The sequence below is a fragment of the Streptomyces sp. NPDC038280 genome, from assembly GCF_055600045.1.
Genome location: NZ_JBVJYZ010000011.1, coordinates 72080 through 98521, shown reverse-complemented (window position 1 = coordinate 98521; position 26442 = coordinate 72080). Strand labels below are relative to the sequence as shown.

24 protein-coding genes, 1 tRNA gene and 1 riboswitch are annotated in these 26442 nt (G+C 70.2%); of the genes, 16 read left to right on the top strand and 9 right to left on the bottom strand.

Annotated features, from left to right (window positions below; genetic code table 11):
- Positions 1–42: 42 nt before the first annotated feature.
- A complete protein-coding gene (locus ACZ7J0_RS22235) occupies positions 43–687 on the top strand; it encodes a SurA N-terminal domain-containing protein (protein WP_470889902.1) in 645 nt (214 codons plus the stop codon).
- A gap of 21 nt (positions 688–708) precedes the next feature.
- A complete protein-coding gene (locus ACZ7J0_RS22230; protein ID WP_470889900.1) occupies positions 709–1680 on the top strand; it encodes a nucleoside triphosphate pyrophosphohydrolase in 972 nt (323 codons plus the stop codon).
- On the opposite strand, the gene ACZ7J0_RS22225 is transcribed toward ACZ7J0_RS22230, so the two are convergent.
- Positions 1671–2282 (bottom strand): Uma2 family endonuclease, encoded by a 612-nt coding sequence (locus ACZ7J0_RS22225; RefSeq protein ID WP_470889898.1) that lies wholly within the window; start codon positions 2280–2282, stop codon positions 1671–1673. The genes ACZ7J0_RS22230 and ACZ7J0_RS22225 overlap by 10 nt on opposite strands.
- Positions 2283–2391: 109 nt before the next feature.
- Here ACZ7J0_RS22225 and ACZ7J0_RS22220 point away from each other — a divergent pair, with 109 nt between their 5' ends.
- The 9 genes from ACZ7J0_RS22220 (at position 2392) to ACZ7J0_RS22180 (ending at position 12870) form a co-directional block, all read left to right on the top strand.
- A complete protein-coding gene (locus tag ACZ7J0_RS22220) occupies positions 2392–3651 on the top strand; it encodes a cytochrome P450 family protein (protein ID WP_470889896.1) in 1260 nt (419 codons plus the stop codon).
- 125 nt (positions 3652–3776) lie between these two features.
- Positions 3777–4775 carry a transglycosylase family protein gene (locus ACZ7J0_RS22215; protein ID WP_470889894.1) on the top strand — a complete coding sequence of 333 codons (999 nt, stop codon included), beginning with the start codon at positions 3777–3779 and terminating at the stop codon, positions 4773–4775.
- Between the two features lie 259 nt (positions 4776–5034).
- A riboswitch (cyclic di-AMP (ydaO/yuaA leader) is annotated at positions 5035–5201 on the top strand.
- A gap of 5 nt (positions 5202–5206) precedes the next feature.
- Positions 5207–5893, top strand: coding sequence for a transglycosylase family protein (locus tag ACZ7J0_RS22210; protein WP_470889892.1), 687 nt, complete (start codon positions 5207–5209; stop codon positions 5891–5893).
- A gap of 282 nt (positions 5894–6175) precedes the next feature.
- Positions 6176–7462, top strand: a complete 1287-nt coding sequence (eno, locus tag ACZ7J0_RS22205; protein ID WP_470889890.1) for a phosphopyruvate hydratase — start codon at positions 6176–6178, stop codon at positions 7460–7462.
- 117 nt (positions 7463–7579) lie between these two features.
- The gene (locus ACZ7J0_RS22200; RefSeq protein ID WP_470889888.1) at positions 7580–8053 is read left to right on the top strand and encodes an FtsB family cell division protein; all 474 of its coding nucleotides are present in this window, start codon (positions 7580–7582) and stop codon (positions 8051–8053) included.
- Between the two features lie 107 nt (positions 8054–8160).
- Positions 8161–8697: a DUF501 domain-containing protein gene (locus tag ACZ7J0_RS22195; RefSeq protein WP_470889886.1), complete on the top strand. Its 537-nt coding sequence runs from the start codon at positions 8161–8163 to the stop codon at positions 8695–8697.
- Positions 8694–9611 (top strand): Ppx/GppA phosphatase family protein, encoded by a 918-nt coding sequence (locus ACZ7J0_RS22190; RefSeq protein WP_470889884.1) that lies wholly within the window; start codon positions 8694–8696, stop codon positions 9609–9611. The genes ACZ7J0_RS22195 and ACZ7J0_RS22190 overlap by 4 nt, the downstream gene beginning before the upstream one ends.
- Before the next feature lie 390 nt (positions 9612–10001).
- On the top strand, positions 10002–11384 hold the full coding sequence (locus ACZ7J0_RS22185; protein WP_470889882.1) for an NAD(P)/FAD-dependent oxidoreductase: 1383 nt from the start codon (positions 10002–10004) through the stop codon (positions 11382–11384).
- A 190-nt stretch (positions 11385–11574) separates the two neighbouring features.
- On the top strand, positions 11575–12870 hold the full coding sequence (locus tag ACZ7J0_RS22180; protein WP_470889880.1) for a class I SAM-dependent methyltransferase: 1296 nt from the start codon (positions 11575–11577) through the stop codon (positions 12868–12870).
- 85 nt (positions 12871–12955) lie between these two features.
- Here ACZ7J0_RS22180 and ACZ7J0_RS22175 read toward each other — a convergent pair whose 3' ends face one another.
- Positions 12956–15484, bottom strand: a complete 2529-nt coding sequence (locus ACZ7J0_RS22175; protein ID WP_470889878.1) for an ABC transporter permease — start codon at positions 15482–15484, stop codon at positions 12956–12958.
- Between the two features lie 91 nt (positions 15485–15575).
- Positions 15576–16346 (bottom strand): ABC transporter ATP-binding protein, encoded by a 771-nt coding sequence (locus ACZ7J0_RS22170; RefSeq protein WP_470889876.1) that lies wholly within the window; start codon positions 16344–16346, stop codon positions 15576–15578.
- A gap of 375 nt (positions 16347–16721) precedes the next feature.
- Here ACZ7J0_RS22170 and ACZ7J0_RS22165 point away from each other — a divergent pair.
- Both ACZ7J0_RS22165 and ACZ7J0_RS22160 read left to right on the top strand, forming a co-directional pair.
- Positions 16722–16806, top strand: a tRNA-Leu gene (locus ACZ7J0_RS22165).
- 171 nt (positions 16807–16977) lie between these two features.
- The gene (locus ACZ7J0_RS22160; protein WP_468710280.1) at positions 16978–17847 is read left to right on the top strand and encodes a Bax inhibitor-1/YccA family protein; all 870 of its coding nucleotides are present in this window, start codon (positions 16978–16980) and stop codon (positions 17845–17847) included.
- A gap of 79 nt (positions 17848–17926) precedes the next feature.
- On the opposite strand, the gene ACZ7J0_RS22155 is transcribed toward ACZ7J0_RS22160, so the two are convergent.
- A complete protein-coding gene (locus ACZ7J0_RS22155; RefSeq protein ID WP_468710277.1) occupies positions 17927–18157 on the bottom strand; it encodes a DUF4287 domain-containing protein in 231 nt (76 codons plus the stop codon).
- 99 nt (positions 18158–18256) lie between these two features.
- Here ACZ7J0_RS22155 and ACZ7J0_RS22150 point away from each other — a divergent pair, with 99 nt between their 5' ends.
- A complete protein-coding gene (locus tag ACZ7J0_RS22150) occupies positions 18257–18583 on the top strand; it encodes a hypothetical protein (RefSeq protein WP_470889872.1) in 327 nt (108 codons plus the stop codon).
- Positions 18584–18639: 56 nt separating this feature from the next.
- On the opposite strand, the gene ACZ7J0_RS22145 is transcribed toward ACZ7J0_RS22150, so the two are convergent.
- The 3 genes from ACZ7J0_RS22145 to ACZ7J0_RS22135 all read right to left on the bottom strand — a co-directional run bounded on the left by ACZ7J0_RS22145 (position 18640) and on the right by ACZ7J0_RS22135 (position 22322).
- Positions 18640–19566, bottom strand: a complete 927-nt coding sequence (locus ACZ7J0_RS22145) for a hypothetical protein (RefSeq protein ID WP_470889870.1) — start codon at positions 19564–19566, stop codon at positions 18640–18642.
- A 384-nt stretch (positions 19567–19950) separates the two neighbouring features.
- Positions 19951–21171: an acetyl-CoA C-acetyltransferase gene (locus ACZ7J0_RS22140; RefSeq protein ID WP_470889868.1), complete on the bottom strand. Its 1221-nt coding sequence runs from the start codon at positions 21169–21171 to the stop codon at positions 19951–19953.
- A gap of 155 nt (positions 21172–21326) precedes the next feature.
- Positions 21327–22322 (bottom strand): SGNH/GDSL hydrolase family protein, encoded by a 996-nt coding sequence (locus ACZ7J0_RS22135; protein ID WP_470889866.1) that lies wholly within the window; start codon positions 22320–22322, stop codon positions 21327–21329.
- 104 nt (positions 22323–22426) lie between these two features.
- Between ACZ7J0_RS22135 and ACZ7J0_RS22130 the strand changes: the two genes are divergently transcribed.
- Positions 22427–23812 carry a cystathionine beta-synthase gene (locus ACZ7J0_RS22130; protein ID WP_469121385.1) on the top strand — a complete coding sequence of 462 codons (1386 nt, stop codon included), beginning with the start codon at positions 22427–22429 and terminating at the stop codon, positions 23810–23812.
- Between the two features lie 422 nt (positions 23813–24234).
- On the opposite strand, the gene ACZ7J0_RS22125 is transcribed toward ACZ7J0_RS22130, so the two are convergent.
- A complete protein-coding gene (locus ACZ7J0_RS22125) occupies positions 24235–25062 on the bottom strand; it encodes a helix-turn-helix transcriptional regulator (RefSeq protein ID WP_470889864.1) in 828 nt (275 codons plus the stop codon).
- Between the two features lie 136 nt (positions 25063–25198).
- Here ACZ7J0_RS22125 and ACZ7J0_RS22120 point away from each other — a divergent pair, with 136 nt between their 5' ends.
- Positions 25199–25945: an SDR family oxidoreductase gene (locus ACZ7J0_RS22120; protein ID WP_470889862.1), complete on the top strand. Its 747-nt coding sequence runs from the start codon at positions 25199–25201 to the stop codon at positions 25943–25945.
- Here ACZ7J0_RS22120 and ACZ7J0_RS22115 read toward each other — a convergent pair.
- Positions 25902–26315, bottom strand: a complete 414-nt coding sequence (locus tag ACZ7J0_RS22115) for a hypothetical protein (RefSeq protein WP_470889860.1) — start codon at positions 26313–26315, stop codon at positions 25902–25904. The two genes, ACZ7J0_RS22120 and ACZ7J0_RS22115, sit on opposite strands and share 44 nt — an antisense overlap.
- Positions 26316–26442 lie beyond the last annotated feature (127 nt).

Below are 26442 nucleotides of genomic sequence, written 5' to 3'. Positions count from 1 at the left end.
CAAGGTCGTTCAACTTGACGCACGACCCGCCGGGAGGCTCCTTTGCACCGCCGCACTGCGTTCGCCCTCTCCGCCGCGCTCCTCGCCGCGGCTCCCCTGCTGACCGCCTGTGGCGGTGACGCCCACCCAGGCGCGGCCGCGGTCGTCAACGGTGACCGGATCGAGGTGGCCGCCCTGCAGGCGCAGGTGCAGGACGTGCGGGCCGCGCAGCAGGCGTCGCCCCAGTCCGCGCAGCTGATCAAGGCCACCGGTGATCTCAACCGGGAGAAGCTCAATGCCATGATCTTCGACCGGATCGTGCAGCGCGTCGCCGACGACGCCGGGGTGAGCGTCAGCCGCAAGGAGATCCAGCAGACCCGCGCGCAGGCCGCCGAGCAGAGCGGCGGCGAGGCGAAGCTCGCCGAGATGCTGCTCCAGTCGCAGGGCATCGCGCCGGACCAGATCGACGCGGCCGTCCGCCGCCAGATCCTGATGAACAAGGTCGCCGCCAAGCTCGGGATCAGCAACACCCCCGAGGGGCAGAAGAAGCTCACCGATGTCTTCACCGCCGCGTCGAAGTCGCTCGACATCGACGTGAACCCCCGCTACGGCGCCTGGGACAACGAGAAGATCCAGCTCGGGACCTACTCCGCGCCCTGGCTGCGCCAGCTCACCCCGCAGCCGGAGGCCGCGCCGGACGGTGCCTGAGCCGGGAGGTAGGTTCGAGGGGTGAACGCTGACAGCCCCGGTCGTATCGTCCTGCTCACCGCCAGCCACCGCGTCGCGCCCGGACTTCTCTCCTGGCCCGCGTGGCAGACGCTGCGCACCGCTGACCGGGTGCTCTGCGCCGACGCGGCCCACGCCCAGCTGCCCTACCTCCGTGAGGCCGGCGTCGAGGTGGAGATCACGGCCCCGGGTGCCCAGGAACTCGTCGACGCGTGCGCCGGGGACCGGACCGCCGTGGTCCTCCTGTCCGGCGAGGGCGACCAGGTCCTGACCGACGGCCTGGCCCGCCTCGCCGGTTCCGGCCGCGTGCGGATGCCCGATCTGGAGCTGCTCCCCGGCTCGTACGACCTCCCCGGCGCCCGGCTCCTCGACCTGGTCCAGGTCATGGACCGGATCCGGCGCGAGTGCCCCTGGTCGTCGCAGCAGACGCACAAGGGCCTCGCGAAGTACGGCATCGAGGAGGCGTACGAACTCGTCGAGGCGATCGAGGACGGCGACCGGGACGAGTTGCGCGAGGAGCTCGGGGACGTCCTGCTCCAGGTCGTCTTCCACGCGCGCATCGCCCAGGAGGACGAGGACGAGCCGTTCTCGATCGACGACGTGGCCGGCACGATCGTCGAGAAGCTGATCCACCGCCATCCGCACGTCTTCGGCGACGAGACCGCCACGACGCCGGAGGAGGTCAAGGAGCACTGGCTGCGCACCAAGGCCATCGAGAAGCAGCGCGCCTCGGTGACGGACGGCGTGCCGCTCGGCCAGCCCGGCCTGGCGCTGGCGGCCAAGCTCGCCTCACGCGTCCGCAACGCCTCCCTGGACGTGGAGCTGCCCGCCGGCGAGGGCATCGGCTACGACCTGCTGGCCCTGGCGGTGCGCGCGGAGGCCGCGGGCGTCGACCCGGAGGCGGCGCTGCGGGCGGCGGCCCGCGCCTATCGCGAGTCGATCCGCACGGCGGAGTCGGCCGGCCCTCAGTCCTGAGCGCCCCGCCGCCGGTTCACGGCGGTGAGATCGATCTCCAGATCGAACGGCATCGTGAGCTTGAGCTTGTCGTGGTGGATTCCGGTGACGGCGTAGGTGTTGCCGGCCGGGTCGAGTTCGTAGACGTAGACGACCGGCAGTCCGTCGTTCTGCTCCACCCGCCAGAAGTGCGGGATACCGGCGGCGGCGTACTTACGGGGCTTGATCTCGCGATCGCGCTCGACCGAGTCCTCGGAGACGATCTCCACGGCGAGCAGGATGTGGCTCGGCTCGTACCAGGTCTGTCCCGGGCCGGTCAGGGCGCTTTCGGGCACCACCATCAGATCGGGTTCCGGCCTGTCCCGCTTCCCCAGCTTGGTGGTCATCTCGCGGATGACACAGAGGTCGTCCGGCACGAAATCCAGCAGGGCGTTCTCCAGCAGGCGCAGGGTCGCCATGTGGAAATAGGTCTGCGGACTCATGAAGAACAGTCCTCCGTCGATCAGCTCGGTGTGCGGCGGGAGACCCGGAATCCGGTCGAGGTCGTCCGCAGTCCACCCACCGGCCGGTGGCATCGGAAATGCGTACTGCTCTGCCCGCTCGTCTTCGGCTGCGGCACTCATCAGCGCTCCCATGCGACGGAGTCTGGCGCGTACCGTCAGCCTACCCACGCGGTACGCGAGGACGTCCGCCGAACGAGTGAGCGCCTCCAGGGGCGGTTACCGTCGACCCATGCACGACCAGCCGCACCCCGCGCCCGCCCCCGGTCCCGAGCTTTTCACCTGGGAGTTCGCCACCGATCCTTACCCCGCCTACGCCTGGCTGCGCGAGCATGCCCCGGTGCACCGGACCCGGCTGCCCAGCGGGGTCGAGGCGTGGCTCGTGACGCGGTACGCGGATGCCAGGCAGGCGCTCGCCGATCAGCGGTTGTCCAAGAACCCCGCGCATCATGACGAGCCCGCGCACGCGAAGGGGAAGACCGGGATCCCCGGGGAGCGCAAGGCCGAGCTGATGACGCATCTGCTCAACATCGATCCGCCCGACCACACCCGGCTGCGCCGGCTCGTGTCGAAGGCGTTCACCCCGCGCCGCGTGGCGGAGTTCGCGCCGCGCGTGCAGGAGCTGACGGATCAGCTGATCGACGGCTTCGTGGAGAAGGGGAGCGCGGACCTGATCCATGACTTCGCCTTCCCGCTCCCCATCTACGCCATCTGTGACCTGCTCGGCGTCCCGCGCGAGGACCAGGACGACTTCCGGGACTGGGCGGGCATGATGATCCGGCACGGCGGCGGTCCGCGTGGTGGGGTCGCCCGGTCGGTGAAGAAGATGCGGGGCTATCTCGCCGAGCTGATCCACCGTAAGAGGGAGGAGCCGGGGGACGACCTCATCTCGGGGCTCATCAAGGCCTCCGACCATGGCGAGCACCTGACCGAGAACGAAGCCGCCGCCATGGCCTTCATCCTCCTTTTCGCCGGTTTCGAGACCACTGTCAATCTCATCGGCAATGGGGTGTATGCCCTGTTGCGCAACCCTTGCCAGCGGAGCCGACTCCAGGAGTCCCTCGCGGCGGGGGAGTACGGGCTGCTGGAGACGGGGGTGGAGGAACTCCTGCGTTACGACGGACCCGTGGAGCTCGCGACCTGGCGCTTCGCGACCGAGGACATCACCCTCGCGGGAGAGCGAATCGCCGCTGGGGATCCGGTACTTGTGGTGCTCGCGGCCGCCGACCGTGACCCCGCGCGCTTCGACGAGCCCGACACCCTCGATCTGTCCAGGCGCGACAACCAGCACCTCGGCTATGGGCACGGCATCCACTACTGCCTCGGCGCGCCCCTCGCCCGCTTGGAGGGACAGACCGCGCTCGCGACGCTGTTGACCCGGCTGCCCGATGTGCGGCTTGCGGTCGATCCGGCCGATTTGCGCTGGCGTGGGGGGCTCATCATGCGTGGACTGCGCACGCTTCCGGTGGAGTTCACACCCCACCAGAACTGACGGGTCGTCAAGACTGTGACTTTTATGTGATCTCCTCTGCATCGACTTGTGACTGACGTTCGAATGCCGCTACGTTCACCGTCAATCTCAACCGAGTCACACCAGTCACACGGAAGGCAACCCGTATGCGCTCCGGGAACGGACGGCACCGCCGACCTCGCCAGGCCCCCGCCCTCATCGTCGCGGCAGGGGTGACCGGATCGGCCATCGCCATCCCTCTGCTCGGGGCGGGCTCCGCGTCCGCCGCCGACGCCGCGACCTGGGACCGGGTCGCCGAGTGCGAGTCCGGCGGGATGTGGAGTGCGGACTTCGGCAACGGTCTGTACGGCGGCCTCCAGTTCACCCAGGCCACCTGGGAGGACTTCGGCGGTACGGATTACGCCCCGCGCGCCGACCTCGCCAGCCGCTCCCAGCAGATCGCGATCGCCGAGAAGGCGCTGGCCGCGCAGGGCGCCGCCGCGTGGGCTACCTGCGCCGGGATAGCGGGGCTCTCGAACGACGGCACCACGCCGGGCGTCGACCCGGGTGACGAGCCGGGGTCCGCCGGGACCGCGACACCCACCGCGCCCGCCACCCCGACGACCCCGACGACCCCTCTCCTTCCCACCGACCCCGCGGCGCCCGTCACGCCGGCCCCCGGTACGGAGCCGTCGCAGCCCGTCGAGTCGCTCACCCCCGGCACTCCCGCGCCTTCCGGGACCGGACAGACCCCCGACGCCGGCACCGGCAAGCACCGCGGCGCGCCCTCCCCCGAGGAGACGACCGGGTCCACCGGCGCCGATGCGGGCAATTCCATCGATGAGCGCGATAACGGACAGCACGCCTCACGTGGTGACGCTCCCACCCGAGACGCATCGAATCTGCCCGATACGGGCGTCGCGGATGAAACGGGCACGAATCCTGACGGCACCGAACCGCCCGGAACCGGCAAGGGCGACACGGCGGACAAGGCTCCGGCCGCGTACACCGTCCAGCCCGGCGACAATCTCTCCGCCATCGCCGAGGAGCAGGACATCGCCGGCGGCTGGCCCGCCCTGTATGACGCCAACCGGCAGACCGTGGGCGGCGATCCGGACCTCATCCTCCCCGGCCAGAGCCTTGATCTGGGAGTGAAGCAGGGGTAGTTCGGGCGCCTATGTCCGCTTCTGTTCGACTGAGACATGAGTCTCTTTGCCCCAACTGGCGCCCCTTGGCCGTGAAGTCCCGCTCTTCCCTGCCTCACCTGCGCAAATGCCGCGCAATGGAAGGCGAGTAGGGCGGGATTGCCCCTGATGTCCGTCTTTGAACTTGAGGCGGGTCTGTGTTTACGGTCGTCACCGCTCGCCATCGCGGGCCCCACCGACCGGAACGCCGAGTCCTGCCGCCGGTCGAGGGGAACAGTCGTCGCGTCATGCGCCGTAGGCAGGAGCGGGGGACCCAAGGTAAGTGCCGGGCCCGGTCGTTGAGACAGACGACCTGAGGACCGGCTTGGGGTGAAGTCGCGGACACGCGACCGGGCACCACCAGCCCGAACCCGACAGCTCACCTCGCAGGCGTCGGTGAGGGGAACAACTCCATGCTGCTTTCCGGCAAGAACAAGCACCGCCGCCCGTCCAAGGCCGTCCGCTTCGCCGCGTTCGCCGGCATCACCGGTGCCGCCGTCGCCGCCCCGCTGCTGGGCGCGAACGCCGCCTCCGCCGCCACCACCTCCGAGTGGGACACCGTCGCCCAGTGCGAGTCGGGCGGCAACTGGTCCATCAACACCGGCAACGGCTACTACGGCGGCCTGCAGTTCTCGTCCTCCACCTGGGCGGCGTACGGCGGCACCGCCTACGCCTCCTCCGCCGACCAGGCCTCCAAGTCGCAGCAGATAGCCGTCGCCGAGAAGGTGCTGGCGAGCCAGGGCAAGGGTGCCTGGCCGAGCTGTGGCGTGGGCCTGTCCGGCGCCTCGAACGACGCCGGCTCCGAGCCCGCGCCGGCCGCCGCGCCGAAGCAGCCCGAGCGCAAGGCCGAGCAGCCGACCACGCGCAGCCAGCAGCGCACCGCGCCGAAGGCCGCGGCGAAGAAGACCGTCACCACCCCGACCGGCAAGAAGGTCAAGAAGGGCGACGGCGAGTACAAGGTCAAGGGCGGCGACACGCTCAGCACCATCGCCGAGGCGAAGCACGTCAAGGGCGGCTGGGCGAAGCTCTTCGAGCTGAACAAGGACATCGTCGAGGACGCCGACCTCATCTACCCGGGTCAGCAGCTGCACCTCAAGTAAGGGCCTGTTCCACGGCAGACCCGCAGTGACCACCCCGGTCCGGCGCTCCCTTCCCCCGTACGCGCCGGGCCGGGGTTTCCCGCGTCCAGGCCCGCACCAGAGCGGTTACCGTCCAGTAGAACTTGTGTCGTTTGCCCCGCAAAGCAGGCCCTTGGGTCCTTTTTCGTCCCACGGTCCGGGCGCCCGGCTGGTCTGGGCCCCGGAGCCGGTTAGGCTCTTGCCGCAAGGCCAAAGAGACCCTGCACCGCATGCGTCACATCTAGCTTCACATCCCAGAAGGAGATGCTCGTGCCGTCCATCGACGTCGTCGTAGCCCGGGAAATCCTGGACTCCCGAGGCAACCCCACGGTCGAGGTCGAGGTGGGCCTCGACGATGGCAGCACCGGCCGTGCTGCAGTCCCGTCCGGCGCCTCCACCGGAGCGTTCGAGGCCATCGAGCTCCGCGACGGTGACCAGAGCCGCTACCAGGGCAAGGGTGTCGAGAAGGCCGTCCTCGCCGTCATCGAGCAGATCGGCCCGGAGCTCGTCGGCTACGACGCCACCGAGCAGCGCCTGATCGACCAGGCGATGTTCGACCTGGACGCCACCGACAACAAGGCCTCGCTCGGCGCCAACGCCATCCTCGGCGTCTCCCTCGCCGTCGCGCACGCCGCCTCCGAGGCGTCCGACCTCCCGCTCTTCCGCTACCTCGGCGGCCCGAACGCGCACCTGCTGCCCGTTCCGATGATGAACATCCTGAACGGCGGCTCGCACGCCGACTCCAACGTGGACATCCAGGAGTTCATGATCGCGCCGATCGGCGCCGAGTCGTTCTCCGAGGCGCTGCGCTGGGGCACCGAGGTCTACCACACCCTCAAGGCCGTCCTGAAGCGCAAGGGCCTGTCCACCGGCCTCGGCGACGAGGGCGGCTTCGCTCCGAACCTCGAGTCGAACCGCGCCGCGCTCGACCTCATCCTCGAGGCCATCAAGGAAGCCGGCTACGCCCCGGGCAAGGACATCGCGCTCGCGCTCGACTGCGCCGCCTCCGAGTTCTACAAGGACGGCAAGTACCAGTTCGAGGGCCAGTCCCGCTCGGCCGCCGAGATGACCGAGTACTACGAGGAGCTCGTCTCCGCGTACCCGCTCGTCTCCATCGAGGACCCGCTGTTCGAGGACGACTGGGCCGGCTGGAAGGTCATCACCGAGAAGCTGGGCGCCAAGGTGCAGCTCGTCGGTGACGACCTGTTCGTCACGAACCCCGAGCGTCTCGCCCGCGGCATCGAGGAGAACTCGGCCAACGCCCTGCTGGTCAAGGTGAACCAGATCGGCTCGCTGACCGAGACCCTGGACGCCGTCGAGATGGCCCAGCGCAACGGCTTCAAGTGCATGATGTCCCACCGCTCCGGCGAGACCGAGGACGTCACCATCGCCGACCTCGCCGTCGCCACCAACTGCGGCCAGATCAAGACCGGCGCCCCGGCCCGCTCCGAGCGCGTCGCCAAGTACAACCAGCTGCTGCGCATCGAGGAGATCCTCGACGACGCCGCGGTGTACGCGGGCCGCTCCGCCTTCCCCCGCTTCAAGGGCTGATCACCCCAGGCTGATCCCCGGGCCCTCGGGCCCGACGGGAGCGCAAGTCTCCGTACGTCCCCGGCCACGGTCCCGTACCGTGTCCGGGGACGTACCACGTGACAGGGGAGGCGAGCGATGGCCGGGAAGAACCGGGACCGGTTCTCCACCGCGACCAGGATCCGGCTGCTCGGCGAGCAGACCGCGGCCCGCGTCTACCGCTCCCAGACCCGCAGACAGGCCCGTCGCTCCCGGCTCACCGGCCGCGCGGCCTTCCTCGCGCTGGTCGTCTGTTCCCTCGTCGTGGCGCTCGCCTATCCCATGCGGCAGTACGTGTCGCAGCGGAACGAGATCGCCGAGCAGGAGCGGCAGGCCGCCGAGGCAGCCGAGCGGGTGGAGGAGCTGCGCGACGAGAAGGCGCGGCTCCAGGACCCGGCCTATGTGAAGCGCCTGGCCCGCGAGCATCTGCACTACGTTTTTCCGGGCGAGACCGGTTTCACCGCGAACGACCCGAACGCGGCGCGAAAGCGCCGGGGCGACCAGGACGGGGCCGACCTCCCCTGGTACTCCAACCTCTGGGACGGCGTCGACCGGGCCGACGGGAGCCGCTGACCGCCGGGCCGGGGGATGATGGGGGCGCGGGCCCCCGGCCCGTACCGCGCGGGCGCCGTCCCGCACGCCCCCTTCGAGCCCACTCCGACGAGAAGACAGACGCAGGCATGGAAACGCCCCCTCCGCAGACCGAACGCACCGAGCCGACCGAGGCGGACGTCGCAGCCTTCAAGGAGCAGCTCGGCCGCCCGCCGCGCGGCCTGCGCGCCATCGCGCACCGCTGCCCCTGCGGCAACCCCGATGTGGTGGAGACCGCCCCCCGGCTCCCGGACGGCACTCCGTTCCCGACGACGTACTACCTGACGTGCCCCCGGGCCGCGTCGGCGATCGGCACGCTGGAGGCGAACGGCGTGATGAAGGAGATGTCCGAGCGTCTCCAGAGCGACCCCGAGCTGGCCGCCGCGTACCGCGCCGCGCACGAGGACTACATCGCGCGCCGTGACGCCATCGAGGTCCTGGAGGGCTTCCCGAGCGCCGGCGGCATGCCGGACCGGGTGAAGTGTCTGCATGTGCTGGTCGGCCACTCGCTGGCGGCCGGTCCCGGCGTGAACCCGCTGGGCGACGAGGCCCTCGCGATGCTGCCGGAGTGGTGGGCCAAGGGTCCGTGCGTGACGCCCTGCGACGACAAGGAGGCCACGGCATGACCCGGGTCGCGGCCATCGACTGCGGTACGAACTCCATCCGGCTGCTCGTCGCCGACGTCCACCCGGAGACGGGCGGGATCGTCGACCTGGACCGGCGGATGACCATCGTCCGGCTCGGCCAGGGCGTCGACAGGACGGGCCGGCTCGCGCCCGAGGCGCTGGAGCGCACCTTCGCCGCCTGCCGTGAGTACGCGGCCGTCATCAAGGAACTGGGAGCCGAGCGGCTCCGGTTCGTGGCCACCTCCGCCTCCCGCGACGCCGAGAACCGCGACGACTTCGTCCGCGGTGTGGTGGAGATCCTGGGCGTCGAGCCCGAGGTCATCAGCGGCGACCAGGAGGCCGAGTTCTCCTTCACCGGTGCCACCAAGGAGCTGGCCGGGGACGAGGGCGAGCACCTCGTCGTCGACATCGGTGGCGGATCGACCGAGTTCGTGGTGGGCAACGAGCACGTGGCGGCGGCGCGTTCCGTCGACATCGGCTGCGTACGGCTGACCGAGCGGCACGTCCGCAACGACCCGCCGACGGCCGCCGAGATCACCGCGATCCGCGCCGACGTCGAGACCGCCCTGGATCTGGCCGAGGAGACCGTGCCGCTGCGCGAGCCGCGCACCCTCGTCGGGCTCGCCGGGTCCGTGACCACGGTCGCGGCGATCGCGCTGGGTCTGAAGGAATACGACTCCGCCGCGATCCACCGCTCCACGATCTCCCGTGACCAGGTCGCCGAGGTGACCGGGCGGCTGCTCGCCTCGACCCACGAGGAGCGGGTGGCGATCCCCGTCATCCACCCGGGGCGGGTCGATGTCATCGCTGCGGGCGCCCTGGTGCTGCTCGCCGTCATGGAGCGGACCGGAGCCCCGAACGTGGTGGTCAGCGAGCACGACATCCTCGACGGGATCGCGTTTTCCATCGCCTGACGGGGCCCGAACCATCGTCTCAGGGGGCCTGAAGGCCCCTGGGACGACAATCCGTCGGCGAAGTTCGTGAAGTTCTTCACAAGGAAATGGGCCCTGAGAGCCGCCGAAGAGGGGTTGTGGACCCCCGGGGCGCACTCTCGGGGCCCTTCCGCGCTTCTGACGCACGGGTCTTGGAGTGTTTCGGGGAGGTGGACCGAAGCGGTGGTCCAGCGTTGCGAACGGCTCTCTCGGCCAGCTCACAAGGGGTGAGCAACGTCCGCCGATACACCGTGGTTCCTGCGCCACGCCATGACCTCGGTCACGTGGGCGGCGGAGTGTAGCAGAGGTACCCAAGGAGCTTGTGAAGGGGCGCACGAGCGACCCCTCCGAGGGGGGTGGATACTCGATGGCATGAGCACCACGGAGCGTCCCAGGATCCTCGTAGTAGGCGGTGGGTACGTAGGCCTGTACGCAGCACGACGCATTCTCAAGAAGATGCGTTATGCGGAAGCGACCGTCACGGTCGTCGACCCGCGCTCGTACATGACGTACCAGCCCTTCCTCCCCGAAGCTGCCGCCGGCAGCATCTCGCCGAGGCACGTCGTCGTACCGCTGCGACGCGTCCTGCCCAAGGCCGAGGTGCTCACCGGTCGGGTCACGACCATCGATCAGGACCGCAAGGTCGCCACGGTCGCGCCGCTCGTCGGCGAGGCCTACGAGCTCCCCTTCGACTACCTGGTCATCGCGCTCGGCGCGGTCTCCCGCACCTTCCCGATCCCCGGCCTCGCCGAGCAGGGCATCGGCATGAAGGGCATCGAGGAGGCCATCGGGCTGCGCAACCACGTTCTCGAGCAGCTCGACAAGGCCGACTCGACGACCGATGAGGACGTCCGCCGCAAGGCGCTGACCTTCGTCTTCGTGGGCGGCGGCTTCGCCGGCGCGGAGACCATCGGTGAGGTCGAGGACCTGGCCCGCGACGCCGCGAAGTACTACAGCAACGTGAAGCGCGAGGACATGCGCTTCATCCTGGTCGACGCCGCGGACAAGATCCTTCCCGAGGTCGGCCCGAAGCTCGGCCAGTACGGCAAGGAGCACCTGGAGGGCCGTGGGGTCGAGGTCTACCTCTCCACCTCCATGGACTCCTGCGTCGACGGTCACGTGGTGCTGAAGAACGGCCTCGAGGTCGACTCCAACACCATCGTGTGGACCGCCGGTGTGAAGCCGAACCCTGCGCTCGCCCGCTTCGGTCTGCCGCTCGGCCCGCGCGGCCACGTGGACTGCTCGGAGAAGCTCCAGGTCCAGGGCACGGACTACATCTGGGCCGCGGGCGACAACGCCCAGGTCCCGGACATGGCCGCCCGCAAGGCCGGTGTCGAGAACGCCTGGTGCCCGCCGAACGCCCAGCACGCGCTGCGCCAGGCCCGGGTCCTCGGCGACAACGTCATCTCCGGGATGCGCGGCTTCCCGCAGAAGGACTACAGCCACGCCAACAAGGGTGCGGTCGCCGGTCTCGGCCTGCACAAGGGCGTCGCGATGATCGTCATGGGCAAGATGAAGATCAAGCTCAAGGGCCGGCTCGCCTGGTACATGCACCGTGGCTACCACGGCATGGCCATGCCGACCTGGAACCGCAAGATCCGCGTCTTCGCCGACTGGACCCTCGCGATGTTCCTCAAGCGCGAGGTCGTCTCCCTCGGTGCGATCGAGTCGCCGCGCGAGGAGTTCTACGAGGCCGCCAAGCCGGCCCCGGCGCCCACGACGAAGTCGGCCCCGGAGAAGGCCAAGGCCTCCTGAGCCCCGGCTGACCCAGCAGTACGGCAGTACCCCGCAGTACCCCCGCAAGGGCCGTCCGCCATCCGTGGTGCGGACGGCCCTTCGCGTGTTTTGCCGACTTGTTGCGCGACGGCGGGACTGTATTCGCCTACTGACGGTGTTCACATGGTGACGAGCATTTCTGGGGCACGACATCACGGAGGTGTGCACCATGGCCGACGCCGCGCTGCGGCTGACCACTCTTGCCGAGGATCTGTTGGGAGCGCCGCTCCCGGTACGTCTGCGCGCCTGGGACGGCAGCGAAGCGGGCCCCGCCGACGGCCCCGTCCTCGTGATCAACCAGCGCCGGGCGCTGCGCCGTCTGCTGTGGAAACCGGGGGAACTCGGCCTCGCGCGCGCCTGGGTGGCCGGGGAGATCGACGTCGAGGGCGATCTGTACGAGGGCCTGGACCGGCTCGCCGGAATCCTCTGGGAGCGCGAGACGGACGCGAAGGGCGGCATCCACGCCGTCAGGGACCCCAGACTCCGGGCCGCCGCCGCGGCGCTCGTGAAGCTGGCGGGCCCCTGGCCGCCGCCCGCGCCGCCGGCCGAGGAGATGCGCCGGCGCTCCGGCCCGCTGCACACCAAGCGGCGCGACAAGGAGGCGATCAGCCACCACTACGACGTGGGCAACGACTTCTACGAGCTGGTCCTCGGCCCGTCGATGGTCTACTCGTGCGCCTACTGGAGCGAGGGCGGCACCCTCGAGGACGCACAGCGCGACAAGCTCGACCTGATCTGTCGCAAGCTCGGCCTGAAGGCGGGCGACCGGCTCCTGGACGTCGGCTGCGGCTGGGGCTCCATGGCGATGCACGCGGCCAGGGAGTACGGGGCCGAGGTCGTCGGGGTCACCCTCTCCCGCGAGCAGGCCGCCTACGCCCGCAAGCGGATCGCCGACGAAGGGCTGACCGACCGGGTCGAGATCCGGGTTCAGGACTACCGGGACGTCAGGGACGGTCCTTTCGACGCCATTTCCTCGATCGGGATGGCCGAACACGTCGGGGCCGTCCGCTACCGCGAGTACGCCGACACGCTCTTCGCGCTGCTGAAGCCGGGCGGCCGGCTGCTCAACCACCAGATCGCGCGCCGCCCCGAGAAGAACGAGGAGGCGTACGAGGTGGACGAGTTCATCGACGCGTACGTCTTCCCCGACGGCGAACTCGCACCCCTCGGCCGGACCGTCGCCACCCTGGAGGAGGCCGGCATGGAGGTGCGCGACGTCGATGTCCTGCGTGAGCACTACGCGCTCACCCTGCGCCAGTGGGTCGCCAACCTGGAGGCGCACTGGAAGGAGGCGGTCCGGCTGACCTCGCCGGGCCGTGCGCGGATCTGGCGCCTCTACATGGCCGCGTCCGCGCTCGCCTTCGAGCGCAACCGGATCGGCGTGAACCAGATCCTCGCCGTGCGTACCCCCGAGTCCGGGGCGTCCGGGCTGCCCCCGCGCCCGCGCGCCTGGAACGAGTCCTGACGGGCTGACAGCGGCGAAGGGCCGGAACCCCCGTGCGGGAGTCCGGCCCTTCGTCCGTCCGTACGCCGGTGCCGCGGCGCCCTGCCTACTCGGCCTTGATGGCGTTCAGCATGTTCAGCTTCGCGGCGCTGCGGGCCGGCCACAGGGCGGCCAGGACGCCCACCAGTCCGGCGAGGACCAGGAAGACGCCGATCCGGTCCCAGGGCAGGACCAGCGCGTACCCGGGCAGGCTGTCCTTGAAGGTCTGGCCGATCGCCCAGCCCAGGAACGAGCCCAGGCCGATACCGACCACCGCGCCGAAGAGCGAGATGACCACGGCCTCCAGACGGACCATCCGCTTCACCCGGCGGCGGTCCAGACCGATCGCCCGCAGCATGCCGATCTCCTGCTGGCGCTCGAACACCGACATGGCGAGGGTGTTGACGACCCCGAGGACCGCGATGAGCAGGGCCATCGCCAGCAGGCCGTACATGATGTTCAGCAGCATGTTGATGGCACCGCCGTAGGTGTCCTTGATGTCCTGCTGGTCGAGGACGGTGATCGCCGGGCTGTCACCCAGCGCCTTGGCGACCGCCTTCTCGGCGGCGGCGGACTCGCCACCGTCCATCGCCACGAAGATCTGCGGGATGTACGGCTTGACCTCGTGTGCGTTGAGGACCTTCGCGTCGACGACGACGGGGGAGAGGAACTCGCTCTCCTCGAAGATCGCGCCGACCTTCAGAGTGCCCTTCTTGTCGTCGTTGTAGGTGACCGGCAGGGTGTCACCGACCTTCCAGCCGTGCTTGTCGGCGGTCGAGTCGGCGACCGCGATCCGCCCCTCGGCGAGGGTGGCCAGACTGCCGTCGCGCACCTTGAGGTTCATGACCTTCTCGATGTCACCCGGGGTGACACCGGAGGCCGACGCGAAGTCGCCCTTGATCTGGAAGTAGCCGGACTGCTGCGGCGACACCGCGGTGACGCCCGGAGCCTTCTCCAGCGCGGTCAGTGCCGACTGGTCCATGCCCATGCCACTGGCCATGGTGACCATGTAGTCGGCCTTGATCTGGTCGGTGGTCATCTTGTCCAGGGCCGTGCCGACCGTGGCGCCGAGCACCGAGAGGCCGGTGACCAGGGTCAGGCCGATGGCCAGCGCGGAGGCGGTGGCTCCGGTGCGGCGCGGGTTGCGGACCGCGTTCTGGCCGGCCAGCTTGCCCGCCACCCCGAAGCCCGCGAGCAGCGGCCGCACCAGCGCGATGACCGGGCGGGACAGCAGCGGAATCAGGATGATCACGCCGATGAGCGTGAAGAACGCTCCCGCGCCGATGACCACGCGGCCGGTGTCGCCGCCGGAACCCGCGCCGAGCACGATCCCCACCGCGCCGAGCGCGGTGATGGCCCCTCCGATGGAGTTGCGCAGCACCAGGGACTTGGTGGTGGCCACCGCGTGCACGCTGCTCATGGCGGCCACCGGCGGGATCTTCGCGGCGCGGCGGCCGGGCAGCCAGGCGGCGAGCATCGTGATCAGGACACCGACGGCGAGCGCGGCGATCACCGGGGTCGCGGAGAGGATCAGCGGTCCGTCCGGGACCTTCATGCCGAACGCGGACATCCCGGAGCGCAGTCCGATCGCGAGGCCGACGCCCAGGGCGAAGCCGACGGCCGAGGCGACCAGGCCGACCAGCGCGGCCTCGGCCAGCACCGAGCGGGTGATCTGCTTGCGCGAGGCGCCGACGGCGCGCATCAGCGCCAGCTCCTTGGTGCGCTGCGCGACCAGCATCGTGAAGGTGTTGGAGATCAGGAAGATGCCGACGAAGAGCGCGATGCCCGCGAAGCCCAGCAGCACCTGCTTGAGATTGCCGAGGCCACTCTCGATCATCTCGGCCTGCTCGTCGGCGAGGACCTGGCCCGTCTGGGCCTCGGCCTCCTTGGGGATGACCGGCTCGACCATGTCCAGGATCGCGTCGGCGGAGGCGCCGGGGGCAGCGACCACCGAGATCTCCTGGAAGTAGCCCGGCTTCACGTACAGCTTCTGGGCGACGCGGGTGTCGAAGAGGACCAGGCTGCCGCCGGCGTTCACGGCGCCGTCCTGGGTGGTGAAGACACCGGACAGCTCGTACTCCTTGACCGGCCCGTTGGTGGCGACCCGTACGGTGTCGCCGACCTTGTAGCCGCCCTTGGACGCGGTCTCCTTGTCCAGGGCGATCTGACCGTCCTTCACCGGGCCGGAGCCGTCGGTGAAGTCGTAGGCCGGGTCCTTGGCGTTCTTGCCGGGGCTGAAGTTGGTGCCCTTGTTGGACCAGCCGACGCCGATCAGTTTGCCGTCCTTGTCGGGGACGCCGGCGAAGCCGCTCACCCGGCCGGTGGCCGACTCGACGCCGTCGATCCCGGCGATCTTCCGGCGGACCTGCTCGGAGAGGCCCGGGGGCTGCTTGGGGTCGTTCTCGTTCGCGGTCGAGGTGACGGCGACCGCGACGTTGTCGTAGCTCTTGGCCGACTGGTTGCGGAAGGCGTTGGACAGGGTGTCGGTGAACACCAGGGTGCCGGAGACGAAGGCCACGCCGAGCATGACGGCGAGGATGGTCATCAGCAGCCTGGCCTTGTGCGCGAGCACATTGCGCAGGGCGGTACGGAACATGAGGTCTGTGTCCTGAGGTGGTTTCCGGAGGAAGGTCGAGAGGGGCCGTCACGCCGGCCGGAGGCCGGCGGCGCGGATCAGCCGGCCGGGGTCAGCTGGTGCGGCCCTTGGCGTCGAAGGCCTTCATCCGGTCGAGGACGCCGTCGGCGGTGGGGCTGAGCATCTCGTCGACGATGCGGCCGTCGGCGAGGAAGATCACGCGGTCGGCGTAGGAGGCGGCCACCGGGTCGTGGGTCACCATGACGACGGTCTGGCCCAGTTCGCGTACGGAATTGCGCAGGAAGCCCAGCACCTCGGCGCCGGAGCGGGAGTCCAGGTTTCCGGTCGGCTCGTCACCGAAGATGATCTCGGGACGGGAGGCCAGCGCACGGGCCACGGCGACACGCTGCTGCTGACCGCCGGAGAGCTGCGCGGGCCGGTGGCTGAGCCGCCCGGACAGGCCGATCATGTCGATGACCCGCTCCACCCACTGCTTGTCGGGCTTGCGGCCCGCGATGTCCATGGGGAGCGTGATGTTCTCCAGGGCGGTCAGCGTCGGCAGCAGGTTGAACGCCTGGAAGATGAAGCCGATCTTGTCCCGGCGCAGCTGCGTGAGCTGCTTGTCCTTCAGAGTGCCGAGCTCGGTCTCACCGATGCGTACGGAGCCGCCGCTGAAGCTGTCCAGGCCGGCGACGCAGTGCATCAGCGTCGACTTGCCGGAGCCCGAGGGGCCCATGATCGCCGTGAACTCTCCCTGGCGGAAGTCGACGGTGACCCGGTCGAGGGCGACCACCTGGGTCTCGCCCTGCCCGTAGACCTTGGACAGATCCATGGCACGGGCGGCCACCGCGGTGGCGCGGTGAGCGGTGGAGGTGGTCGTCACGAGGAGGGCTCCTTAACGGGGTGCCGCGCCTCAAGGGGGCGCTGCGCTGTTCTGCGGGGACCACTCCATCGTCATGTCCGCATCGAGCCGGGTCGTCCGTCCGCATGCCCGTTCCTGGGGCAGCCTGGAGTCGGACCGGGGAGCCCGCCCCTCCTCCTTTGGTATGACGGCGACCCTGAGGGGCGGCGACTTTCCGTCATTCCCCCACGCACATCTTTGCGGCTGCGAGCCCTGTCAGGCTTCGGGAGAACGCACTCGACCTGCGCTGACATACCCTCAGGCGTCAATAAAATAAGACAACATCGGGCCAGTGTTCCGCTGATCGGGCGATGCGTCCCGATAGGCTCAATGTGCCAACGCAGAGCCGCGCGCCACGCCCGGATGGTGGAATGCAGACACGGCGAGCTTAAACCTCGCTGCCCTCGCGGGCGTACCGGTTCGAGTCCGGTTCCGGGCACCAATCCGAGCGGGCGCGCACACGCACCGTGGCGGTCGCGCCACAGGCTGCCACGTGGCGCCTCCGTTTGACGGTCACGATCGCGGAAAGATCCTCCCCGAGCACTAGGAAGATTCCTTTGCTTCCGCATTACTCTTGACGCAAGGCCGCGCAGTGCGGCCATGAAGGAGTGAGATGAGGAGCAGCAACCCGGTCTTCTCGCGACGGGGGTTCAGCCGCGACAACGGCTACGCCGGCTTCAACGCGCAGCAGCCGCAGGCCGGGGGCCCCGCCGTTGGAACCAACCCCTACGCGCAGGGCACCGCCAACCCGTACGCGAACCCGTACGCGCCGCAGGACACGCAGTACGGCGCTCCCGCGCCGGTCCGCACCAACGCCATGACGATGGACGACGTCGTCTCGCGTACCGCCATGACCCTGGGCACCGTCGTCGTCGGCGCCGTGCTCGCCTGGGCGCTCCTGCCGGTCTCGTCGACCAGCTACGGCCTGGCCATCGGCGCGGCCCTGGTGGCGTTCGTCCTGGCGATCGTCCAGTCCTTCAAGCGGACGCCGTCGCCCGCGCTGATCATCGGCTACGCCGCGTTCGAGGGTGTCTTCCTCGGCGTGATCAGCGAGATGTACAACACCGCCTGGTCCGGTGCCCCCTTCCAGGCGGTCCTCGGCACCATGGCCGTCAGCGGCGCCACGCTGTTCATGTACAAGCAGCGCTGGATCCGGGTCACCGCCCGGTACGCCCGGATCGGCATGACGATCGCGCTGGCGTTCATCGTCGTGATGGCCGTCAACCTGCTGCTCGTGGTCTTCGGCGTCGCCGACGACGGCGGTCTGCGCAGCTTCGGCCCGCTCGGTGCCATCGTCGGCATCCTGGCGATCCTGATCGGCTGCTTCTTCCTCACCCTGGACTTCAAGCAGATCGAGGACGGCGTCAACTACGGCGCTCCCCGTGAGGAGTCCTGGCTGGCGGCGTTCGGTCTGACGATGTCGCTGGTGTGGATCTACCTGGAGATGCTGCGACTCGTCGCGATCTTCAGCGGCGACGACTAGAACGGCCGCGCGCGTCGGCGCGCGAAGGAAGGGCCCGCCCGGCTTCCGCCGGGCGGGCCCTTCGCGTCCCTTCGGTGGTCTAGAGCAGCTTGCGGGCCGCTCGCCTCAGGTCGTACTCGTGGATGATCGCCTTGGCATGGCCGTACGCGAGGTTGTGCTCGCCCCGGAGCCAGCTGACCTTCTCCTCGAAGCGGAAGAGAGAGGGTCCTTCCTCGACGGTGCGGAGCCAGTCGGACACTTCACGACCGGTGCAATGGGGGATGCGGGAGAGCAGGTTGCGATGGGTTTCTTCGGAGAAGACATGGGACATCGGCGCCTCCGGACGCGTATTGCGTGTGCTCCTTCACGTCACCGTGCCTGAGCGTTCGCCCGTTGGCAACAGGCCCGGGGCGGCGCGTAGGGTCGCACGGTGCTTGATACGAGTGAACTGACGGCCGCCGTCGAGCGGTTCGCCGACCGGCTGAGGGCCGCTCCGCAGAGCCGGCTCCAGCGGGGCGCCGCCGCCGAAGGACTGGCTCTGGCGAGGGAGTTGGCGCTGCGGGCCCAGCGGCTCGAGGAGCCGGGGACGGCGCCGCGGATCATGCCCGACGCCGGGATCTTCGCCGTCGCGGACCAACTCGTGGTCGCCGGAAACGATCTGGTGGAGATTCTGCGAACGGCCCCGCCGGGCTTCCCCGAGGAGCTGGACGAGGCCGTGAGGTCGGTACGGGAGGCGGCGCGGCGGGCCGGGCTGTAGACGGCCTCCCCGGCCCTCTCAGGCCCCTCTGGGGAGGCCCGGGGCCCCGGGGGACCTCAGAGGGACGCTATGACGCGGTCGGCGAGGATGTAGACGTTGTCGTCGCCGTTCTCGGCGAAGCCGCCGCAGGAGAACGTCAGGGCGTACGCGCCGGAGACTCCGGAGCCGCCCAGCAGCACCGGGCTGTGGCCCGCGCGCAGGGCCTCCGCGAGGCGCTCGGCCGTCTCCCGGTGCCCCGGGGTCATGCAGAGCGTCGTGCCGTCGGCGAAGACGTACACATCGAGCGTTCCGAGCGGGCCGGGCCGTACGTCCGCCAGCGCCGTACCGGTCTCGGCCAGCTCCTCGAGGCGCGACACGGTGCGCTCGTGGTCGGTGACGACCGGTGTCTGGACGGGGACGAAGTCGGGGTGCGAGGGGTGGCGGCGGCGGGCGGCGGCCAGCTCCGGGGAGTCCTCGGCGAACTCCGCGTACTCGGTGACCTCGGGCTGGTCGGCGAGGTCGGCGAGGTCGGCGAGGTCGGCGAGCTCGGCCAGCTCGGCGAAGTCGTCCAGGCGGCCCGCGTCCAGGTCCATCGACTCCAGGCCCAGCGCCTCGAGACCGGCGAAGTCGGCCTGGCGCGGGACGAAGAACGAGCCGTCGTCGCCGGGGCCACCGGGCCCACCGAGGCCGCCCAGCACGGACGGGGCGTCGGCGGCGTCCCTGGCCTCCTGCGCGGCCCAGAAGGCGCGCGCCTCGGCCAGCTCGCGCTCGCGCTCCTCGGCGAGGGCTTCGGCGACCGCGGCGCGGATCTCGTCGGCGGGGGTGGCGCTGCGGGCGTGCGGCACGGTGGCGCCGCGGCCGTTCATGTCGGCGGCGGACAGCTCGGTGCGCAGGGCGGCGACCTGCTTGCGCAGCCCGTGGGCGGCGTGCAGGGCGGCGGCGCCCACGGCCGTGGCAGCGGCCGTGGTCAGCAGCAGGGCAAGAGGCATGGCGCTCACTGACATACTCCCGGTTCCGTTCGATCCCCCGACTTCCTACCTCAGCTTGTCGTGAGGTGGTGCCAGCTGTCAGTGCATTACGTCACGAATTGGACAGGTATTTGTACCTGGTGTTTAGTGCCGCGACCACTGTGACCTGCTAAAACAGCTCTCCCCCGGGACGTAGGTCACATCCTGGGGGAGATTCGGTCACGGCTGGGACGCGGGACGGTTGGCGGGGGCGCCCCGCGGCCATGGACGCAGCCGCCCGACCTGGCGCACGGGCCTCAGCTTCGGCCCTCCGCCGCGCCTCAGCTCAGCCGCTCGGTTCTTTGGTCGCGCTTCGCTTCGGCCCTGCTGCGGGCAGGTGCCGCCCTCGTTCCTCGGGCGACCCCTACCCTCCGCCGCGCCTCAGCTCAGCCGCTCGATGACCATCGCCATGCCCTGGCCGCCGCCCACGCACATCGTCTCCAGGCCGAACTGCTTGTCGTGGAACTGGAGGCTGTTGATCAGCGTGCCGGTGATGCGGGCGCCCGTCATGCCGAAGGGGTGGCCCACCGCGATCGCGCCGCCGTTGACGTTCAGCTTGTCGAGCGGGATGTTCAGGTCGCGGTACGACGGGATCACCTGGGCCGCGAAGGCCTCGTTGATCTCGAACAGGTCGATGTCGTCCACGGTGAGCCCCGCGCGCTTGAGGGCCTGCTTGGAGGCCTCCACCGGGCCCAGGCCCATGATCTCGGGGGACAGGCCGGTGACGCCGGTCGACACGATCCGGGCGAGCGGGGTCAGACCGAGCTCCCGCGCCTTGGTGTCCGACATGATCACGAGCGCTGCGGCGCCGTCGTTCAGCGGGCAGCAGTTTCCGGCGGTGACGAGGCCGTCGGGGCGGAAGACGGGCTTGAGGCCGGAGACGCCCTCGACCGTCACGCCGGCGCGGGGGCCGTCGTCCTGGGAGACGACCGTGCCGTCCGGGGTCGTCACCGGGGTGATCTCGCGCTCCCAGAAACCGTTCTTGATCGCCTGCTCGGCGAGGTTCTGGGACCGTACGCCGAACTCGTCCATGTCCTGACGGGTGACGCCCTTGAGGCGGGCCAGGTTCTCCGCGGTCTGGCCCATCGCGATGTACGCGTCCGGGATCAGGCCGTCCTCGCGCGGGTCGTGCCACGCGGCGCCCTCGGACTGCGCCACGGCGGCCGTACGCGCCTCGGCGTCCGCGAAGAGGGGGTTGTGGGTGTCCGGGAGGCTGTCGGAGTTGCCCTTGATCGAACGGGACACCATCTCGACACCGGCGGAGATGAAGACGTCACCCTCGCCCGCCTTGATGGCGTGCAGCGCCATCCGCGAGGTCTGGAGCGACGAGGAACAGTAACGGGTGATCGTGCAGCCCGGCAGGTGGTCCATGCCCATCTGCACGGCGACGATACGGCCGAGGTTGTGGCCCTGCTCGCCCCCGGGAAGGCCGCAGCCGAGCATCAGGTCGTCGATGTCGCGCGGGTCCAGCTCGGGCACCTTGGCGAGCGCGGCCTGAATGATCGTGGCGGTCAGATCGTCGGGACGGACGTCCTTCAGAGAGCCCTTGAAGGCCCGGCCGATGGGGGAGCGGGCGGTGGAGACGATCACGGCTTCGGGCATCGGGGGCTCCTGGGGAGGTCTCGGAAAGAGGCAGGACTGAGTGGGAAGTTACCCGTACGTATCCCATTGGTCACCGGGGTGGGCGTGTGATGCGGGCCTCTTTTCTAAGCGAGCGCTCAGTCGGCCGGGGCGGGCGGCACCCGCCCCGGCCGGGATCACGATCTGTGCGCCTCCGAAGGGGCGGGCTCGACGGGCGCCGGCAGACGCCGCCTGCGACGGTGCTTCAGCAGAGCCCACGGGGCACGGGCGCCGGTGACCTCCGTACCGGGCTCCTTGGCCGCCTCGGCCGCCGCCTTCGCCACCGGCAGCATGCCCTCGTGACGGTCCGCGTCCAGACGGTCGGACTCGGGCCACAGGCCCAGGACCGCGCAGAGCGTCGGAAGGACCGCCATCGCCGCAGTCGCGTAGCCCTCCGCCGACGGGTGGTAGTTGTCCGCGCCGAACATCTCGCGCGGGTTCGCCGCGAACTCGGGACCCAGGAGGTCTCCCAGCGACACCGTCCGCCCGCCCTGCTCCACGACCACGATCGTCTGCGCCGCCGCCAGCTGCCGGGACGCCCGGCGCGCCAGCCAGCGCAGCGGCTGGTAGACCGGCTCGATCGTGCCCAGATCAGGGCACGTACCGACCACCACCTCCGCCCCCGCCGTGCGCAGCCGCCGTACCGCCGCCGCCAGATACCGCACCGACTCCGTCGCCTGCATGCGGTGCGTCACATCGTTCGCGCCGATCATGATCACGCACACGTCCGGCCGCCACGGCGCCGCGAGCAGCAGGGACACCTGCCGCTCGAGATCGTCCGAGCGGGCGCCCGGAAGCGCCACGTTCCGCAGATCCACCGGGCGCTCCGCCACCGCCGCCAGTCCCGACGCCAGCAGAGCGCCCGGTGTGTGGCCCGCACGGCGTACCCCCTGACCCGCCGCCGTCGAATCACCCAACAGGACCAGCCGAAGAGGATCCGCAGGCGCGAAGTCCGTGCCGTACAGCCCGTCCGCGCCGGGCGGAAGCGGGGCCACCCCACCGCCCACCGACCGTTTCGCCAGCTGCACCTCGGCCAGCAGCACGCCGACCGCCGCCGCGCCCAGCAGGCCGATGCTCCCGCCGCCGTACGCCGCGCCCGCCGCGATCCGCCGCGCCACCCTTGCCCTCGACATAGGGGCCGCCACCTCCTCTTGGCCATACAAGAGCTAACTGCCCCGTAACCGCATCCGACTACGCATACGCTGGCTGCACCATTACGGAGACCCCGGAGATTACGGTGCAATTCCACGACTCGATGATCAGCCTCGTCGGCAACACCCCGCTGGTGAAGCTCAACAGTGTGACCGCGGGCATCCAGGCGACCGTCCTGGCCAAGGTCGAGTACTTCAACCCCGGCGGCTCGGTCAAGGACCGGATCGCCGTGCGCATGATCGAGGCCGCCGAGCAGAGCGGCGCCCTCAAGCCCGGCGGCACGATCGTCGAGCCCACGTCCGGCAACACCGGCGTCGGCCTGGCCATCGTGGCCCAGCAGAAGGGCTACAAGTGCATTTTCGTCTGCCCCGACAAGGTCTCGACGGACAAGATCAACGTTCTGCGGGCCTATGGCGCCGAGGTGGTCGTCTGCCCCACGGCCGTCGATCCCGAGCACCCCGACTCGTACTACAACGTCTCCGACCGGCTCGTCCGTGAGACCCCCGGGGCCTGGAAGCCCGACCAGTACTCGAACCCGAACAACCCCCGTTCGCACTACGAGACCACCGGTCCGGAGCTCTGGGAGCAGACCGACGGAAAGATCACCCATTTCGTCGCAGGCGTCGGCACCGGCGGCACCATCTCCGGCACCGGCCGCTACCTGAAGGAAGTCAGCGGCGGCAAGGTCCGCATCGTCGGAGCCGACCCCGAGGGCTCGGTCTACTCCGGCGGCTCCGGCCGGCCCTACCTCGTCGAGGGCGTGGGTGAGGACTTCTGGCCCACCGCCTATGACGCGAGCGTCACCGACGAGATCGTCGCCGTGTCCGACAAGGACTCCTTCCAGATGACCCGCCGCCTCGCCAAGGAGGAGGGCCTCCTCGTCGGCGGCTCCTGCGGCATGGCCGTCGTCGCCGCCCTGCGCGTCGCCGAGGGCCTCGGCCCGGACGACGTCGTCGTGGTCCTGCTCCCCGACAGCGGCCGCGGCTATCTCTCCAAGATCTTCAACGACGAGTGGATGGCCGACTACGGCTTCCTGGAGGAGACCGGCTCCGCCACCGTCGCCGACGTGCTGCGCCACAAGGAGGGCTCCATGCCCTCCCTGGTCCACATGCACCCGGAGGAGACGGTCGGTCAGGCCATCGAGGTCCTGCGCGAGTACGGCGTGTCCCAGATGCCGATCGTCAAGCCCGGCGCCGGCCACCCCGACGTCATGGCCGCCGAGGTCATCGGCTCGGTCGTCGAACGCGAGCTGCTCGACGCGCTGTTCACCCAGCGTGCCTCCCTGGGCGACCCGCTCGACAAGCACATGAGCGCGCCGCTGCCGCAGGTCGGCTCCGGCGAGCCCGTCGCGGACCTGATGTCCGTGCTCGGCGAGGCGGACGCGGCGATCGTGCTCGTGGAGGGCAAGCCCACCGGAGTGGTGAGCCGTCAGGACCTGCTCGCCTTCCTGGCGAAGGACGGCGCGAAGTAGCCGCAGGTCGGGGCCGGTTGCGGCGCGGGCGCCGCGACCGGTCAGGGTTCGCGCGATCGGTACGAGCGCGACACGTACCCGCAGCACCCGCTTAACACGCGTCCGGCACATTGAGGGATGTCGGCGTCACGGACAACCGGAGCGGCTCCCGGACCTCCTCACGACGCCGCGGACGCGGAGACCGGCCCTGACCCGGGCCCGTGTCCCAGGCGGGGACCGCCGTCGTCCCGCCCCCCGGCAACGGGGGTGCGGCGGTCCCCGCCCGCTTCTTTTGGCGGGCTCGGCTCGCCTCCGGGGCGCTTGAAGACCGTGTCGACGGTCGATCGTGCTCGATGCCTCGTTCCTCGGCGCCTCCGCGCGTTCTCCCTTTCGACACGGCCGCGCCCCTTTGGCTCGCTCGCGTGGCGGGCTCGGCTCGCCGCCTACGGCGCCGGGGTGGACGTCCAGCTCGCCAGGAGGGACAAGCGTTCCGCCGTCGGTGAGTTCGGTTCCGGGGTGTAGACCACCAGGACCTGGTCCGGGTCGCCCGGGAGCGTCAGGGACTCGTACGGGAGCGCGAGTTCGCCGACCACCGGGTGCGTGACGCGCTTGACGCCGTGGGTCTTCTCCTTGACCTGGTGGTCCGCCCACAGCCTGCGGAACGTCTCGCTCTTCACCGACAACTCCCCCACCAGCGCGCTCAGCCGCTTGTCGTCCGGGTGCCGCCCCGCGTCCAGGCGCAGGTACGCGACCGTCTCGGCCGCCACCGCCTCCCACTCCGGGTACAGCTCCCTCGCGTCGTCCATGAGGAAGATCTGGCGCGGCACGTTCCGCTCCGCCGGGTCCATCCGTGAGTATCCGGCCAGCGCGTCGGCCAGCGAGTTCCAGGCCAGGACGTCCATCCGGCGGCCGAAGACGAACGCCGGCACCGTCCCGAGCGTGTCGAGCAGCAGCCGCAGACCGGGGCGCACCCGCTGCGAGGACGTCTGCGTGGTCCGTTTCCCCGGCCGCGCCACGTCCCGCAGATGCGCCGCCTCCGTCTCGTCCAGCCGCAGCACCCGGGCGATCGAGTCCAGTACGGCGTCCGAGACCGACGGCCCGCGGCCCTGTTCCAGGCGGATGTAGTAGTCCACGCTCACCCCGGCGAGCTGGGCGACCTCCTCGCGCCGAAGGCCCGGCACCCGGCGCCGGCCGTACGAGGTCAGGCCCACCTCCTCCGGCTGGATACGAGCACGCCGTGAGCGCAGGAAATCTCCGAGGTCACCGTCCATGTGGCGAGCCTAGGCCAGGGCGCGGGGGCCGTGCCTGGTACTGGCAGACCCAGGAAAAGCACAGCCCTGGGTGGCCCGCGGCGTGGCTCGCACAGTGGTGGACGTCAAGCAGACGACCCGTACAGGAGCAGCAGACATGAACTACGACAGCCTCGCCGGACGCACCGCCGTCATCACCGGAGCCGCCAGCGGCATGGGCGCCGCCACCGCCCGGCTCCTCGCCGCCCACGGTGCCCGGGTGGCGCTGCTGGCCCGCCGCACCGAGCGGCTGGAGGAACTCGCGCAGAAGATCACCGCCGACGGCGGAAGGGCGCTCGTCGTCACCGCCGACGTCACCGACGGCGCCTCGGTGGACGCGGCCGTCGAGCGGATCCACGCCGCCTACGGTCAGGTCGGAATCGTCGTGAACGCCGCCGGCGTCATGCTCCCGAACCCCGTCGACGACGGGCGGCTCGACGAGTGGCAGCGGATGCTCGACACCAATGTGACGGGCGCGCTGCGGCTGATCCGGGCGTTCAGCGCCGACCTGCTCGCCACCTCGGGCGACCTCGTCAACATCTCCTCGATCGCCGCGCACGTCGCCTTCCCGAACTACGCCGTGTACGGCGCGAGCAAGGCGGCACTGACCTACCTGTCGGAAGCGCTGCGCGGCGAGTTCGGGCCCCGGGGCGTAAGGGTGACCAACATCGAGCCCGGCTTCACCGAGTCCGAACTGCGCGACCACATCGACAACCCGGAACTCTCCGGGCAGCTCGACGAACTGCTGGGCACCCGCCCGATGCTGACGAGCGAGGAGATCGCCGACCTCGTCGCCTACACGGTCAGCCGCGCCCCGCACATCAATCTGCGTCAGATCGTCGCCCTGCCCACCTGGCAGGCATAGCGCCGCGGAAGCTGTGCGCGGCGTTGACGCCGACGATGCCGAGCCAGGCCACGAGCAGGCCCGGGGATTGGGCCAGGCTGGCGGCGATCGCGGAGAGCGGGATGGCGAGGACCAGCGAGATGATCCCGAAGCCGTAGCGCTCGCCGAAGGTCGCACCGCCGGCGCGGGCGGGCCGGCCGCCGCGGGCGACCACGATCTGCTGCTCGGCCAGCTGACGCCGTACGCGGCGGTCGACCGTGGCGTCCAGCCGCTGCTCGACCTTCTCCAGGAAGGACTCGATCAGGGCGGACTCGTACTCCGTGCCCAGCTCCCGGCGTGCGTGGAGGGTGGCGTCGAGCTCGGCCTTCAGCTCGGTGTCGCGGGGTTCCATGCCCCCAACGGTAGGGAGCGGCGAAGGGCGGTGTCAGTGGGGGTAACCCCCCTCTTCGCCCGTCGGCCGTCTCCCGTCGCGGACTCTCCTTGCCCGGCTGCATATCGTCATGCAGAGTTTGAGGTGA

Bases quoted from the DNA above. Each gene is read 5' to 3' on its own strand.
- eno (WP_470889890.1), top strand. From the start codon at position 6,176: ATGCTCGTGCCGTCCATCGACGTCGTCGTAGCCCGGGAAATCCTGGAC.
- ACZ7J0_RS22225 (WP_470889898.1), bottom strand. From the start codon at position 2,282: ATGAGTGCCGCAGCCGAAGACGAGCGGGCAGAGCAGTACGCATTTCCG.
- ACZ7J0_RS22190 (WP_470889884.1), top strand. From the start codon at position 8,694: ATGACCCGGGTCGCGGCCATCGACTGCGGTACGAACTCCATCCGGCTG.
- ACZ7J0_RS22220 (WP_470889896.1), top strand. From the start codon at position 2,392: ATGCACGACCAGCCGCACCCCGCGCCCGCCCCCGGTCCCGAGCTTTTC.
- ACZ7J0_RS22120 (WP_470889862.1), top strand. From the start codon at position 25,199: ATGAACTACGACAGCCTCGCCGGACGCACCGCCGTCATCACCGGAGCC.
- ACZ7J0_RS22175 (WP_470889878.1), bottom strand. From the start codon at position 15,484: ATGTTCCGTACCGCCCTGCGCAATGTGCTCGCGCACAAGGCCAGGCTG.
- ACZ7J0_RS22210 (WP_470889892.1), top strand. From the start codon at position 5,207: ATGCTGCTTTCCGGCAAGAACAAGCACCGCCGCCCGTCCAAGGCCGTC.
- ACZ7J0_RS22135 (WP_470889866.1), bottom strand. From the start codon at position 22,322: ATGTCGAGGGCAAGGGTGGCGCGGCGGATCGCGGCGGGCGCGGCGTAC.
- ACZ7J0_RS22115 (WP_470889860.1), bottom strand. From the start codon at position 26,315: ATGGAACCCCGCGACACCGAGCTGAAGGCCGAGCTCGACGCCACCCTC.
- ACZ7J0_RS22185 (WP_470889882.1), top strand. From the start codon at position 10,002: ATGAGCACCACGGAGCGTCCCAGGATCCTCGTAGTAGGCGGTGGGTAC.
- ACZ7J0_RS22195 (WP_470889886.1), top strand. From the start codon at position 8,161: ATGGAAACGCCCCCTCCGCAGACCGAACGCACCGAGCCGACCGAGGCG.
- ACZ7J0_RS22125 (WP_470889864.1), bottom strand. From the start codon at position 25,062: ATGGACGGTGACCTCGGAGATTTCCTGCGCTCACGGCGTGCTCGTATC.
- ACZ7J0_RS22215 (WP_470889894.1), top strand. From the start codon at position 3,777: ATGCGCTCCGGGAACGGACGGCACCGCCGACCTCGCCAGGCCCCCGCC.
- ACZ7J0_RS22145 (WP_470889870.1), bottom strand. From the start codon at position 19,566: ATGTCAGTGAGCGCCATGCCTCTTGCCCTGCTGCTGACCACGGCCGCT.
- ACZ7J0_RS22140 (WP_470889868.1), bottom strand. From the start codon at position 21,171: ATGCCCGAAGCCGTGATCGTCTCCACCGCCCGCTCCCCCATCGGCCGG.
- ACZ7J0_RS22160 (WP_468710280.1), top strand. From the start codon at position 16,978: ATGAGGAGCAGCAACCCGGTCTTCTCGCGACGGGGGTTCAGCCGCGAC.
- ACZ7J0_RS22180 (WP_470889880.1), top strand. From the start codon at position 11,575: ATGGCCGACGCCGCGCTGCGGCTGACCACTCTTGCCGAGGATCTGTTG.
- ACZ7J0_RS22155 (WP_468710277.1), bottom strand. From the start codon at position 18,157: ATGTCCCATGTCTTCTCCGAAGAAACCCATCGCAACCTGCTCTCCCGC.
- ACZ7J0_RS22200 (WP_470889888.1), top strand. From the start codon at position 7,580: ATGGCCGGGAAGAACCGGGACCGGTTCTCCACCGCGACCAGGATCCGG.